Here is a 13,330-nt window from a genome sequence, read left to right as displayed (position 1 = left end):
GGAATGCTGATCATCGTCGGCGGTCAGCAGAAGCACTCCCTCAGAGGAAAGGCCGCAAGGGACATCCTGCCGCTCATCCTGGGAGAGCTGACGAAGGGAAACGACCCGTACCGTCTGTGCGACGACGAAGACACGATCACGACCCGGCAGATGGATGCCATCCTGGCTCTACTGGAAGCGCGTGACCTTCTGGAAGATGCCGGGTCGGCTCCCGACGCGACGCCTGACGACGTCGCCGTCTATTTCTCCCGCATGCTGAGCGAGATCGGCGGATACTCGGGGTCTGCCGAGATCACGAGCCGGTTGGCGCGGGCCGCTGTCGTTCTCATCGGCAAGGGAGCCGTGACCGAGGCGATCCACGAGGATCTCCGATACCTGGGGACAGGCGTCTGCCAAGTCGGTGACCCTTCGGAGATAGTCCAGGCGTACGCGGCCTTCGGTGACTCGGTCAGTGTTCTCGCCGTCATCGTCGACGACGGCTCGTCAGCACTCGGCGAAGCGGAAAGGCACTGTGTACCGCTGGGACTGCCGCTGCTCCGGGTCGCCTGTTCAGGTGACACATTCGAGATCGGGCCGGTTCTGGACGCTGGTACGAGTGCCTGCGCCGCATGTGTGGGCAGGAGCCGGGCCGAGGCCGGCTGGGACCGGCGTACCGACGATGGTCCGGGCCAGGAATTCAGCTCGGACATTCTGGCAGGGCTCGCTGCGTCGGAGATCGTCGCAGTCCTTCTCAAGTCGGCCAAGGCTGCCGTGCCCCGGACCGTGACCGTGGTCTCGGCCGAGCCGCGACGCACGACCGAGTCCTTTCTGGTCGTGCCCTACCCGGACTGCAGGGACTGCGGTTCCGGCGTCATCGGGGGCCCGGCACCGAACATGTTCGACGCCTACGACTGGGCCATGTCCGCCCCGGCCCCCCATCTGGCACGTGGCAAGAAGCTCTCACGCGCTCAGGCGACGAAGCTCAAGGGTGCCACCGACAGGAGGGCACCATTCAGGACACATCCGCGGATACCGCTACCGGCGACCCGTGAGATGCCGCTCCCCGCAGGGCCGGACCGGGCAACAAGCGCCGGTCCGATGCGAATCGGTGAGGACGAGATCTCGCTCATACTCAACCGAAGCGCCGGTTTCCAGGGCGGCGCAGGGTTGGAGCGACGCGACCGGCACACCCCGTCCGGCGGAAATTTCGGCTCCACCTCCCTGCTGTGCGTGACGGAGCAGGTCGACTTCGGCGTCTGCGGCACGGTATTCCGGTATGCCGACTTCGAGCACGAACTGATTCTTCAGCATCCCGATCCCGTCCCCGTCGCGGAACTCGTCGGACACACCGGTCTGGCGCACGGGACATTCGATGCCGTCGTGATACTCGTGGCACAGCAGGCGCGGCTTGCCCAGAAGTATGGAGAGTTCTTCTCGTACCGGCTGAGTCTCCTGGACGCGGGCTGCGCAACGACCCAAATCGCCGCGATGTGCGATGCCCTGGGGATCGAGATCGAGATCTCCCCGGAGTGGGACGACGAGGTCGCCACCCTTCTCGGTCTCGATGTCGGCTACGAATTCATTGCCGGCATCATCGGCCTCAGGAGCCGGAGGACGGCGCCATGCCACTGATTCCATCCGAAGAGATATCGAAGACCGTCGCCGAGGTGCTCCGTTCGGGCCAGGGAACCACCGGGGTCTCGGTCGACGTCGTGGTCACCGCGCGCTCCGACCACGACCCTGCGGCGACGGGGCGCAGGCTGGCCGAGGCTGCGGCCGGGCGCAGATCGGTCCGGGAGTACGCGCCGAGACCCCTGCCCTTGGCGGATATCACGGAACTGCTGGACATCGCCGCGGACTTTCACCTTCAACACTGGCCACGGGGCCTCTTCGCACGCTCGCTGCTCGTGCCTCGGGTCGCCGCATTCCAGGTGTCGGGTGGCGCCCCCGGGCTCTACACGCGGGACAGCGTCTCCGGGCGACTGCAACACCGGCTCGCTCCGGCTTGGCTGAAGCGCCTTCCGGACCGTTACGCCGACGCACCGGGCATCCTGCTCATATCGGGTCCGCAGGAGTCGGCTCTGCCCGGGACGTACCGTTCGTCGCTCGTGGAGGCCAGTGCGCTGGGGTATGCCGCCTGGCTCGGTGCGCGCACCCTGGGTCTCGGAGCGGTGCCCTTCGGAGCATCGAGCAATGAGTACACCGAGGATCTCCCACCCGGTGTACGGCATCTGTTCACCCTTGCTCTGGGCTTCCCCCTGGAGGCAACGTGACCGGCAGCGCGCCGGCCGGGCAGTTGCTCGGCGATCCAAAAGCCCGCGATCGCCGACCTGGCGGACCGCAGCAAGCCACGCCGGTCAGGTGGCTCAGGAACCTGTTTGGACGAGCGTGGTCGAAGGGTGGCGACAACCTGTGATGCGTTCGGTCACTTCTGGCTCCATAGACTGCAATCCGGATCGCGGTCTGGCCGCCCTGATCGACCCCGTCGACGAAGCCGAGTTCACGACCAGGCACCTGGGAAGGCAACCGCTCCTCGTCCGGGGGGATCCGGCGCGCGTTTCTTCACTGTGCAGCTGGGATGCTCTCAACATTCTGCTGCCCGGGATGCGCATCGAGGACAAGCGCGTCACCGTCATGCGCAGTGGCACCGCGGTGGCGCGGAGCGAGTACACAGAGCCGATCCCTCAGCTCCGGGGGAACACCGGCACCCCGTTGCGTTTCAGCGCCATCGGTCTGACCGAGTCGCTGCTGAAGGGCGCCACGTTGACCATCGACGAGTTCGAGGAACTGCACCCGCCGCTGCGGGCTCTGGCCGGCCGGTGCGAGCAGTACCTGTCTGCTCCGGTCTGCGTGAACCTGTACGCCAATCTCGTCGGGGCGGCCCCCAAGCTGGACCTGCACTGGGACGACCACGAAGTCTGGGTGCTCCAGGTGGAGGGCGCGAAATCCTGGAAGCTCTTCGCGCCGACGCTGGACCATCCCGTCACGCGGCGCACGACTCCACCGCGTCCGGATGCCGGTGCGGTGTTCTGGGAGGGTGAACTGACAGCCGGGGACCTGTTGTACGTCCCGCGAGGTTGGTGGCACAGCGTCAGTCCCCGGCCGGAGATGCCGTCCATGCATCTCAGCTTCAGTTGCCGACCGCCGTGGGCCGGACTGATCCTGGTCAATTTCGTCCGGTACCTGGTCTCCACCATGCCCGTAGCCCGCCGAAACCTTCCCTTGCGAGCAGGGGAATCGACGGAGACGCAATGGTATACGGATCTCCGTGAGGCGGTCCGGGCCGGGCTTGACGAACCAGGACTGTTGGAACGGTTGGGCGACGTAATCAGCCGCTTTCCGGGCGAGCGGCCCGAATTCGGCTTTCCCGATGTCTCGGCTGCCGGTGAGGGGACCTGACCCCTCTGCCCGTATTTTCTGCGGTCCCCGTATTCGAGGAGAGACAGCGCGGTGAATCTGATATCGGGCGACGAAAAATCCTTCGCCGTCTTCGACGACTTCCTGCCACCCGAAACCCTGCGACAGGTCTGGGGTGCATTCGCCACGGAGACGATGTCCTTCGTGCAGAGCGGTGTATGGCGCCGCGCGTTCAAACTCACCGACGGAAATCCACTCTGCGGCACCGGAGTTCTGTATGGCCATCCCGAACCACCCGATCTCCGGCTTACCTTCCCCACGGACAGGCCGATCGACCTGGTGATCGAGGCGTTGCTGCGGTGCCGGGACGACCTTGCTCCGTGGGTGGGCCTGGAGGGATTCGACTGGGAATTCATGTCGGCCACTCCCTATATCTACCCAGTAGGCTCCGGACTTTCCTGGCATGAGGACACGGCGGGACGTAGCGGCTCCTTCGTTCTCTATGTGCATCCGGAGTGGCAAGTCGACTGGGGCGGCGAGCTTCTTGTCGGCTCGGACAACGGAACGGGCGCCTACGTCGGTCCGAGGCCGAACCGGCTAGTCGTCATCAAGTCCGGTGTCCATCACTGCATCAAAAAGGTGGACATCAGCGCGGGATCGAACGTGCGGGCGTCCGTGACTGGCTTCTTCCAGCGCATCCAAAGCACGCAGATACCCCATCAGGAGAGGTGAATCCATGCAGTCCCGGACAACCAGCACGGCGACCGTCGATGCCGACAAGGGGCTTGCCGCCCTCATCGACCCGGTGGGTGTCGAGGCGTTCGTGGGCGAGTACCTCGGCAAGCAACCCCTGCTTATCCACGGCGACGCGCACAGGTTCGCCAGCCTCTTCAGCTGGTCACTGTTGAACGAGGTGCTGGCATCCACCCGGTTCGACATGCACCGTATGCGTGTCAAGGGAAGCGACGGGCTGCTCAACGCGTCGCGCTACATCGAGCCTGCCCCGCAGATCGCGCCTCGCGGCAATCCCTACCGGTTCAGCGCGGAGAAGCTGCCGCGCGTGCTGTCCGACGAAGGCACCCTGGTCATCGACTGTTTCGACTACTACCACGCGCCGCTGAGACGGCTCACCGGCCTGTTGGAGGAGAGCTTTCACTCGGTCACGCAGGTCAACCTGTACATGAATCAGACGAACATCCGCGCCCAGTCGATTCTGCACTGGGACGATCACGAAGTCTTCGTCGTACAGGCTGAGGGTCACAAGAAGTGGACCCTGTACCCCAGTACTGCTCCGCATCCTGTGCACGGTCTGAGCGAACCTTCCGAGCCCGCCGCCGACGGGGAGTCGTGGTCCGGAGTCCTCTCAAAGGGCGACATGCTCTATGTACCTCGAGGCTGGTGGCACCAAGTGCATGCCTCGGAGGGCCCGTCCGTTCATCTGAGCTTCAGTACAAGGCTCCCGTCGGGGGTCAGTCTGCTGGACCGCTTCGTCAAACACCTCGTCAGCACGCATCCGGCGATCCGCAGGGACCTGCCCTTGTTCGGCCAGGGGAGCGAACAGGACAAGTGGCTGGGCGAGTTCCGTGACGCCGTCGTGACCACCCTGGACGATCCGGTGCTTCTGCGACACCTGATCGACGCCGAGAGGCGAACCCCGCAGGAACGCCCTTCGTTCTCCTTCTCGTCCGAGTGACCACGGGTTCCGCCTCTCCGGCGAACAGACGCATGACCGGGATCTCCCTGTTCGGGCTCCTCGGAGGAGTCCTGGCAAGGTATCGGACGTTGATCGGGATCTCGACCGTCTTCGCACTGTTGGAATCCGCCGCGACTCTTCTACTGCCCTATTGGCACGCGAAATTGATCGACGAAGGCATTGCGCGGGGCAATGTGCACCGCATCATGGCGTCCGGCCTGGTAATGCTCGGACTTGCCTTCGTGGACGCGGTGAGCACGGCGGCTGGTATGTACTGCAGTGCCCGCCTGACGGCAGGGGTCGGCCGGGACCTGCGCGCCAATGTCTTCGCCCGGGTGCAGTCCCTATCCTCGCCGGAGATGGACCGGTTCGGCATCTCCTCACTCGTCACCCGTACCGTTGTGGACGTACGGCAGGTGCAGCTCATCTGCCAGGGGCTCGTCCGCAATGTCGTCCTCCCGTGCGGCATCTGCGGCGGCAGCCTGGTGCTGGCTCTCAGGCTGGACGTCCCGCTCTCCGTCCCTCTGCTGGCCGTCGTCCCGGTCCTGGGGATCGTCATCGTGCCGACCGTCCACCGTATGATGCCGCTCTTCCGTACTGTGCAGGATCATCTCGACCAGGTGCACCACATACTGCGCGAGCAGATCACCGGCGTCCGCGTGGTACGCGCCTTTCGGCAGGACGGACATGAGCGACGCCGGTTCGCCGATGCCAACAAAGCCCTCACGGACGCTTACGAAATGTCCGCGCAGCTGTCTGCCCGGCTGTTCCCCTGCGTGACCCTGGTTGGAAATCTGGCCGGCATCGCCGTGGTGTGGGTAGCCGCGTATCGGGCGGACAGCGGCGCCATCGAAGTGGGTGCGCTGGCGGCTTTCCTGTCCTACGCCTCGTACATGCTCATCGGCGTCATCACCGCCACCTTGATGGTCATGATGCTCCCGCGAGCCGAAGTCAGTGCGAGGCGCGTACGAGAGGTTCTGACCACCGAAGCTTCCGTCGCCCCACCCGTGGCTCCGACTCGTCCGGTCCGGCCACGCGGCCGGTTGCAGTTCCTCGGCGTCGAGTTCCGTTATCCGGGGGCCCAGGAGGCAGTGCTGCGCGATATCGACCTCACCGCCGAGCCCGGGACCGTCACTGCGGTGATCGGAGCCACCGGCAGCGGCAAGTCCACCCTGCTCGGTTTGATTCCGCGGCTCTTCGACGTCACGGCCGGAGCGGTCCGTGTCGACGGCGTCGACGTACGCCGCCTTGACCCAGTGACGATGGTCGGCAGCATCGGCTACGTTCCCCAGAAGCCTCATCTGTTCAGCGGCACCGTTGCGTCGAACCTTCGCCACGGTCTGCCGGAGGCCACCGACGACGAGTTGTGGGACGCGCTGGAGACCGCACAGGCACGCGCCTTCGTCGCGTCTCTCCCCGAGGGACTCGACGCTCCCGTGGCCCAGGGCGGTGTCAATCTCTCGGGCGGCCAGCGACAACGGCTTGCGATTGCCAGGGCCCTGGTTCTCAAACCGGTGATCTATCTCTTCGACGACTGCTTTTCGGCCCTAGACCACGCCACCGACGTACGGCTGCGCGCGGCGCTGGCACCGGTGGTGAGCGCGGCAACGGTTCTGCTGGTCGCCCAGCGGATCTCCAGCGTGCGCGATGCCGACCGGATCGTCGTGTTGGACGAGGGCCGGATCGCCGGTATCGGCACCCACGAGGACCTGTTGACTCGAAACAATGTCTACCAGGAATTCGTGCATTCACAACATGGCTACACCGACGGTGAGTTGCGGGCGGGACATGGATTCACCACCCGGCCCGTGCAGTGAGCACCCGTGTCGCCAGAGAATTGACCGAGGTTCCCTTGAAGAGCCGTTCCCGGTCCTGCGTCCAACGTCGGGTGACAGACATGCGGGGGTCAACGATTCGCTTGTCAATCTCTCCCGATGCGCTGTAGGACACCCTTGTCCCGTGGCGTCCGGCCGCCGCTTCCACACGCGTTGCCGCAAGGCGCGGCAGAGGCGGGCCCCCCGGGTACGGGCTCTTCTCACGGGCTTACGACCGTACAAGCGCGCCACTGTCCTCAGGGAGGTGCGGTGCCCGCAGCGACCGCACCCCGGGAGACAGGAGCGCGGCGAGGGTGGCCGCGACGATCAGGACGGCGCAGGCGATCAGCATCCGGTCGGTGCCGAAGGCGTCGGCGGCGGGTCCTGCCAGCGCGAGGCCGAGCGGAGCGAGGGTGAGCGAGCCGAACCAGTCGTAGGAGCTGACCCGGGACAGCGCTTCCTCGGGGACCTCGCGCTGCATGGTTGTGGCCCACAGCACGCCGAAGAAGTCCAGGCTGACGCCGGCGGTGAAGGCGCCCGCAGCGACAGCCCACAGCGGTGCTCCGACCCCGAGGAGGGCCGGCGGCAGGGCAGCCGGGAGGGTGAACAGCACCGCCGCCAGGATCGGCCGGGTGACGCGCGCACGGGCCGCGATCCCGGCGCCCGCCACGGCCCCCAGCGCCTGTGCGGCCACCACCAGCGACCAGGCGCGGGCCCCGCCGAAGTGGGCCCTCGCGGCCAGCGGACCCAGGACGCCCGCGTTGGCGTTCATGGCCGCCACCACCAGGGAGAACTGCACGACGACCACCCACAGCCACTGCCGGGAGGCGAACTCGTGCCAGCCCTCGCGCAGGTCCGCCCAGCCCGACGCGGACTTCCGTTGCCGTCGCGGCAGCCGCAGGGAGGCGGTGAGTGCGGCGCTGACCACGAAAGAAAGGCCGTTGATGGCCAGCGCCCAGCCCGCGCCGACCCACGCGACCGTCACGCCGGACAGGGCCAGCCCCAGCAGGAGGGAGGTGTTGGTGCCGACCCGCAACAGACCGTTGGCTCGCTGGAGGGCCTCGGACGGCACCAGCCGCGGGATGACCCCGTCCATCGCCGGCGAGAAGAGAGCGGTCGCGGTGCCCGCGGTGACGGCGAGCGCGCACAGCGCGGCGACGGGGGCATGGCCGCTGAGCACCATGGCCGCGAGCCCGCCGTACGACAGGGCGCCCAGCACGTCCGCCACGGCCATCAGCGCGGACCGGGAGACCCGGTCCGCGATCACCCCGCCCACCAGGACCAGCGCGAGTTGCGGGACCGCCTGGCAGGCGACGACGAGCGAGAGGTCGCCCGCGGTCGCGCCGGGCAGCGAGAGCACAGCGAAGGCCAGCGCGATCCGGGCGAACCCGTTGCCGAGGACGGAGATGACCCGGGCGCACGCGAGGCGCACGAAACCGGTGTTGCGCAGCAGGGAAGGGGGGTGCTCAGCGGCAGACATGGACGGGCACCCTACGCCCTTGCCGCCTCGGGCCGGTCACCGTCACGCACTCTTCCCGCCAAGTACGGATCACGGCTCGGGCTCCCCCGACCCGCGCCCGAGCCCCGCCGTTCAGGACTCGGCGAACAGCTCCGCGGCGTCCGCGACGTGCACCGCCCGCTGGGCCAAGAGCTCCAGCTGATCCAGTTCCGTGCAGGCGTCGACCTGCTCTCGAACGGAGTCGCTCACCGGAATGCCGCGCCATTCCAGGACCCGCAGCACCATCTCGGCGCACTGCTGGATCCGCCCCTGCTCCCGGCCTTCCTCACGGCCTTCCTCGCGCACCTGCTCCGCCAGCGGGTGCCGCCAGAAGTACTGCATCGCCGTCATCAGGTCCCTCCACATCTGCTTCGCCTGGGGATCGACCAGGCACGAGTCGACGAACTGCACGAACACCGCGGCACTGTCGCGATCGATGGTCTTCAGGGCGGCTGCCAGCGATTCCAGTATGGCCGCAGCGTGCCGGCCCCGCCCGTGCGTCATGGCCGAAAGCACCGCAAGGGGTACGTCCCGCACCGCCTCCCGCTCATCCGCGATCACCGGCACGTTCTCCGGCCCCAGCACCAGCGGCCGCACCGTCAGCGACTCCCACCCCCGCAAGCCGAGCCGGATCGGCTGCGCCGCCCACCGCGCGGTCGCGCTGTTCTGCGTGATCACGATGAGCACCGGCTCACACCGGTACTTCTCATACAGATACGACAGGTAGTACGGCCAGCTCCCTCGCTTGCGGCCGTCCACCTCCCCCTGCGACTCGACGACCAGGAGATACGTCCCCTCGTCCGTCTCCGCCCGGAGCAACGTGTCCACCCGACGCTCGACCGGCTCGATCTCCGTCAGGTCCACGTTCATCGCGGCGAACTCCCGCGTCTCCGGAAACGGCACCCCCAGCACCCGCTGCAACGCATGTGTCAGCAACCCCGGATCCTTCTGGAAGATCCGGTGCAACGCCTCATGCGACGACCCCACCATCACACCACCCCCAACTCACACCACACGTACTTGCCCCGCTCCCCGAACCGGGCGGACGGCTGCCAGCCCCAGCAGTCGGCACACGCCACCACCAGCCCCAACCCGCGACCCGCCTCTTCAAGCTCCGTCACCGCCTCCAACGACCCCGGCGGCTCCGGAGGCACGGGATCCGCATCCCACGCCCCGATCCACACGACGCCCTCCGGGGAACGCCGCACCCTCAACGCCGCCGGCCCCTTCGTGTGCCGTACGGCATTGGAGACCAGCTCCGCGGCGAGCAGTTCCGCCGTGTCCACCAGGCCGATCAGTCCGTGCATGGTCAAGATCAGGCGCAGGGTGCGGCGGGAGATCGTCACCGCTCTGGGATCGTTGGGAACGTAGAGCGTGTAGTCCCAGGTCTCGGGCATGCGTCAGCAACTCCGGTCAGCTGAAGGGGATTTCACGCACGGTGGCATCGCCGCACGACAAAGATGCGGTGCACTTCCACAGCGTGTCCGTTGTGTCACCGACGGTAGAGTCACAATTTGGGACGGCGCAAGTCGCTGCCGTAATCTTCCCCTCGAACGAGGTTCTGCCTCACGGCAGTTCCTGGCGAGGAGGAAGACATGACGCGCAGGAAACAACCCACTGCACGCCAGGCGCGCCTGGGTTCCGAACTGCGCAAACTTCGCGAGGCCGCAGGGCTCAAAGGACTGGAGGCCGCCGCGCTGCTCGGGACGGACTCTGCCCAGATCAGCCAGATCGAGTTCGGTACAGCAGGCGTGAGCGAGGAGCGCGTACGGCGACTCGCCGCCCATTACTCCTGCACGGACACGGGGTTGATCGAGGCGCTGGTAGCAGTGGCGACGGACCGGACCCGAGGGTGGTGGGAGGAGTACCGGGGTCTACTGCCGACGTCGTTCCTGGACCTCGCCGAGTTGGAGTACCACTCCTCGTATCGGCTCGACGTGGAGTTCCTGCACATCCCCGGCCTGTTCCAGACGGAGGACTACGCCCGCGCCATCTTCTCCTACCGGGTGCCCGAACTCCCGACGAGCGATCTTGAGCTCCGCGTCCGCCACCGCATGGAACGCAAGGCGGTCTTGGAGGAGCCGGCCCGCGTTCCCTACGAGGCTGTGGTCCACGAGGCGGCCCTGCGCATCAGGGTCTGCGACCGCGCCGCCACACGCGCTCAGCTCGACCGTCTCCTGGAGTTCTCCGAGGAGGAGCACATCACCGTACGGGTCATCCCGTTCGACCTGGACGGCTTCGCCGGAGCGACGAACGCCATGATGTACGCGGGCGGTGCCGTGCCCAAGCTGGACACAGCGGTGCGCGATGCACCACAGGGCGCGGGGTTCATCGACTCCGAGGCCCAACTCGGTGCGTTTCGAACGCTCTTCCGTAAGGTGGAGTCGGCGTCCCTCGGCCCCGAGCGGTCGCGCGACTTCATCCACAAAATGACGAAAGAGCTGTGAGGCACACCGTGGCCCCTGACAAATGGCGCAGGTCGTCCTACTCGGGAAGCGGCGACGGCAACAACTGCGTCGAGGTAGCCCCCCGCCGCACCCGCATATCCGTCCGCGACTCCAAAGCCCCCACCAGAGCCACCCTCACCTTCCGCCCCCACAGCTTCGCCGCCTTCGTCAGTGCCCTGCAGGACCCTCATTCCTGAGCCACCAGCTCCGCCTCGAAGCCGTCCTCGTTCTCCAGGTACGCCGCGTAGTGGTCCGGGCCCCCGGCGTACGGATGGCGGTCCGGGAACAGCAGCGTCCACCCGTGTGCCGGAGCCGCTTCCGTGAGCGCGTCGGCCGTCGCCCGGTCCGGTGCGTAGAACGCCAGGTGGTTGAGGCCCGGCCGCATACGGTCGTGCCCGGCGTCGCCGCGCCGCATCGCGGGGGATCGCTCGACCACGACGTACGTCTCCCCCAGCCGCCAGCTCCGCCCGTCGGGCCAGTTCTGGTACGGCGTCCAGCCCAGGCTTCCCAGCAGCCAGCCCCAGGACCCCGTCGCCCGGTCCAGGTCCGGCACCCACAGCTCTACGTGATGAAGCATCCTCAGTCCAACGGAAGTTGATAGAAGCTCAAGAAGAGAGCCGTTCCTGACCCTGCGTTCAACATCATGTGGCACACTGCCGCGGTGGTCGATCATTCGTACGCGGATCTCTCGCTCGCCGCGCTCTACGACAGCCTCAACCCGTGGGGGCCGGGTGACGACTTCTACCTGGACCTGGTGATGTCCGCCGGGTCGGTGCTCGATGTCGGCTGCGGGACTGGACGGTTGCTGCGCGAGGCGCGGGCCGCGGGGCACGGTGGGTCGCTGACGGGGCTCGAGCCGGCCGCGGCGATGCTCGTACAGGCGCGTCGGGCCGAACCCGGCGTGGAGTGGGTGCTCGGTGATCTGCGGGCCCGCCGATGGGAGGGCCACGACTTCGAGCTCGTCGTGATGACAGGTCACGCTTTCCAGGAGCTGCTCGGCGACGACGACCTGCGGGCCGCGCTGACCGCCGTGCGCGCCGCCCTCTCCCTCACCGGCCGGTTCGTCTTCGAGACCCGTAACCCCACGGCACGCGCCTGGGAGACCTGGACGCCGGACCGCGTGCACCACGCCACCGACCCGGACGGCGGTGAGGTCCGCGTCTGGCACGAGGTCGACGGTGCCCCGGTCGGGGAGCGGGTGACCTTCACGGAGACGTACGAGGGCGCGCCCTGGCCCCAGCCCCAGGTGTGCCGGTCCACCCTGCGCTTCCTCGGCCGGGGCGCCCTCTCCGTCTTCCTCGCCGACGCCGGCCTGGAGGTCGTCGAGCAGTACGGCGACTGGACGCGCGGGCCGCTCTCCCCCGGCAGCCCCGAGATCATCACGGTCGCCCGGCGCGCCTGAGCCGCTCCTCTTCGCGCAGGCGCCGTCCTATCCCTCCTCCTCCAGCGCCGCCAGCGCCGGATCCAGCACGATGTCCTCGTCCCGGGCCTCCGTCGTCGGGTCCTCCGGGAAGTGGCAGGCCGTGAGGTGGCCCTCGCGGTTGCCGGAGATCCGGACCAGCGGGGGTTCCTCCGTCGCGCACTTGTCCTGGGCCTTCCAGCAGCGCGTGCGGAAGCGGCAGCCGGAGGGCGGGTTGATCGGGGACGGGACGTCGCCGGCCAGGCGGATGCGCTCGCGGCCGACCGCGTCCGGGTCGTCCGTGAGGTTGACCTCCGGTACCGCCGAGAGCAGAGCGTGGGTGTACGGGTGACGGGGGCGGCTGTAGATCGCGTCCCGGTCGCCCACCTCGATGATCTTGCCGAGGTACATGACCGCGACCCGCTGCGAGAAGTGCCGCACGATCGCGAGGTCATGGGCGATGAAGAGGAAGGCGATGCCCAGTTCCTTCTGGACCTGCTGCAGGAGGTTGACCACCTGGGCCTGGATGGAGACGTCCAGGGCTGAGACCGGTTCGTCGGCGACGATCAGCTTCGGTTCCAGGGCCAAGGCGCGGGCCACGCCGATGCGCTGGCGCTGGCCGCCGGAGAACTCGTGCGGGAAGCGGTTGAAGTGCTCCGGGTTCAGGCCGACGATCTCCAGCAGTTCCCGTACGCGCTTCTCGCGGCCGCCCTCCGGTTCTATCCCGTTGATCTCCATGGGACCCGAGATGATCTTGCCGACCGTCTGGCGGGGGTTCAGCGACGAGTACGGGTCCTGGAAGATCATCTGGATCTCGGAGCGGATCGGCGCCAGTTGCCTTCGCGAGGCACGGCTGATGTCCTTGCCGCGGTACGCAATCGAACCGCTGGTCGGCTCCAGGAGGCGGGTAATGAGGCGGCCCGTGGTCGACTTGCCGCAGCCCGACTCGCCGACCAGTCCAAAGCTCTCCCCCACCCGCACGGTCAGGTCGATGCCGTCCACGGCCTGGACGTGCCCGACCGTCCTCCGGATCGGAAAGCCGCCCTTGACCGGGAAGTACTTGGTCAGTCCGGAGACTTCCAGCAGCGGTTCTCCGACGGCGACCTCGCGCGGGGCGGGAAGGATCGTGTCCTGGGTCATGGC

The 13,330-nt window shown here is 67.5% G+C and carries 14 protein-coding genes; 9 read left to right on the top strand and 5 right to left on the bottom strand.

The window, feature by feature from the left end:
* Positions 1–3: 3 nt before the first annotated feature.
* From ACFY0P_RS03840 to ACFY0P_RS03815, 6 genes are all read left to right on the top strand, one after another.
* Positions 4–1,611 carry a hypothetical protein gene (locus tag ACFY0P_RS03840; protein ID WP_388906964.1) on the top strand — a complete coding sequence of 536 codons (1,608 nt, stop codon included), beginning with the start codon at positions 4–6 and terminating at the stop codon, positions 1,609–1,611.
* A complete protein-coding gene (locus ACFY0P_RS03835) occupies positions 1,602–2,252 on the top strand; it encodes a nitroreductase family protein (protein ID WP_388906961.1) in 651 nt (216 codons plus the stop codon). Before ACFY0P_RS03840 ends, ACFY0P_RS03835 begins: the two co-directional genes overlap by 10 nt.
* A 142-nt stretch (positions 2,253–2,394) precedes the next feature.
* Positions 2,395–3,378: a JmjC domain-containing protein gene (locus tag ACFY0P_RS03830; protein WP_388907308.1), complete on the top strand. Its 984-nt coding sequence runs from the start codon at positions 2,395–2,397 to the stop codon at positions 3,376–3,378.
* Between the two features lie 51 nt (positions 3,379–3,429).
* Positions 3,430–4,068, top strand: a complete 639-nt coding sequence (locus ACFY0P_RS03825; protein WP_388906958.1) for a 2OG-Fe(II) oxygenase — start codon at positions 3,430–3,432, stop codon at positions 4,066–4,068.
* 4 nt (positions 4,069–4,072) lie between these two features.
* Positions 4,073–5,029, top strand: coding sequence for a JmjC domain-containing protein (locus ACFY0P_RS03820; RefSeq protein ID WP_388906956.1), 957 nt, complete (start codon positions 4,073–4,075; stop codon positions 5,027–5,029).
* A 32-nt stretch (positions 5,030–5,061) separates the two neighbouring features.
* Positions 5,062–6,846 (top strand): ABC transporter ATP-binding protein, encoded by a 1,785-nt coding sequence (locus tag ACFY0P_RS03815; RefSeq protein WP_388906954.1) that lies wholly within the window; start codon positions 5,062–5,064, stop codon positions 6,844–6,846.
* 226 nt (positions 6,847–7,072) lie between these two features.
* Here the strand turns inward: ACFY0P_RS03815 and ACFY0P_RS03810 are convergent, their stop codons facing one another.
* The 3 genes from ACFY0P_RS03810 to ACFY0P_RS03800 all read right to left on the bottom strand — a co-directional run bounded on the left by ACFY0P_RS03810 (position 7,073) and on the right by ACFY0P_RS03800 (position 9,738).
* A complete protein-coding gene (locus ACFY0P_RS03810; RefSeq protein WP_388906951.1) occupies positions 7,073–8,323 on the bottom strand; it encodes an MFS transporter in 1,251 nt (416 codons plus the stop codon).
* Positions 8,324–8,434: 111 nt separating this feature from the next.
* A complete protein-coding gene (locus ACFY0P_RS03805; RefSeq protein WP_388906949.1) occupies positions 8,435–9,331 on the bottom strand; it encodes a hypothetical protein in 897 nt (298 codons plus the stop codon).
* Positions 9,331–9,738: an ATP-binding protein gene (locus tag ACFY0P_RS03800; RefSeq protein WP_388906946.1), complete on the bottom strand. Its 408-nt coding sequence runs from the start codon at positions 9,736–9,738 to the stop codon at positions 9,331–9,333. Before ACFY0P_RS03800 ends, ACFY0P_RS03805 begins: the two co-directional genes overlap by 1 nt.
* 198 nt (positions 9,739–9,936) lie before the next feature.
* Here ACFY0P_RS03800 and ACFY0P_RS03795 point away from each other — a divergent pair, with 198 nt between their 5' ends.
* The gene (locus tag ACFY0P_RS03795) at positions 9,937–10,788 is read left to right on the top strand and encodes a helix-turn-helix domain-containing protein (protein WP_388906943.1); all 852 of its coding nucleotides are present in this window, start codon (positions 9,937–9,939) and stop codon (positions 10,786–10,788) included.
* Complete coding sequence (locus ACFY0P_RS03790) at positions 10,785–10,985, top strand: DUF397 domain-containing protein (protein WP_388906941.1); 201 nt, start codon at positions 10,785–10,787, stop codon at positions 10,983–10,985. Before ACFY0P_RS03795 ends, ACFY0P_RS03790 begins: the two co-directional genes overlap by 4 nt.
* Here ACFY0P_RS03790 and ACFY0P_RS03785 read toward each other — a convergent pair.
* Positions 10,976–11,365, bottom strand: a complete 390-nt coding sequence (locus ACFY0P_RS03785; protein ID WP_388906939.1) for a VOC family protein — start codon at positions 11,363–11,365, stop codon at positions 10,976–10,978. The genes ACFY0P_RS03790 and ACFY0P_RS03785 overlap by 10 nt on opposite strands.
* A gap of 84 nt (positions 11,366–11,449) precedes the next feature.
* Here ACFY0P_RS03785 and ACFY0P_RS03780 point away from each other — a divergent pair, with 84 nt between their 5' ends.
* Entirely contained in the window at positions 11,450–12,190 is a 741-nt protein-coding gene (locus ACFY0P_RS03780) for a class I SAM-dependent methyltransferase (RefSeq protein ID WP_388906936.1), read from the top strand.
* A 27-nt stretch (positions 12,191–12,217) separates the two neighbouring features.
* On the opposite strand, the gene ACFY0P_RS03775 is transcribed toward ACFY0P_RS03780, so the two are convergent.
* Positions 12,218–13,327 carry an ABC transporter ATP-binding protein gene (locus ACFY0P_RS03775; RefSeq protein ID WP_388906934.1) on the bottom strand — a complete coding sequence of 370 codons (1,110 nt, stop codon included), beginning with the start codon at positions 13,325–13,327 and terminating at the stop codon, positions 12,218–12,220.
* Positions 13,328–13,330: the final 3 nt, after the last annotated feature.

It is taken from the genome of Streptomyces sp. NPDC001714, from assembly GCF_042892755.1.
Taxonomy (GTDB): domain Bacteria; phylum Actinomycetota; class Actinomycetes; order Streptomycetales; family Streptomycetaceae; genus Streptomyces.
The sequence above is the reverse complement of the archived record's forward strand: the minus strand, read 5'-3'. Positions and strand labels throughout refer to the sequence as shown.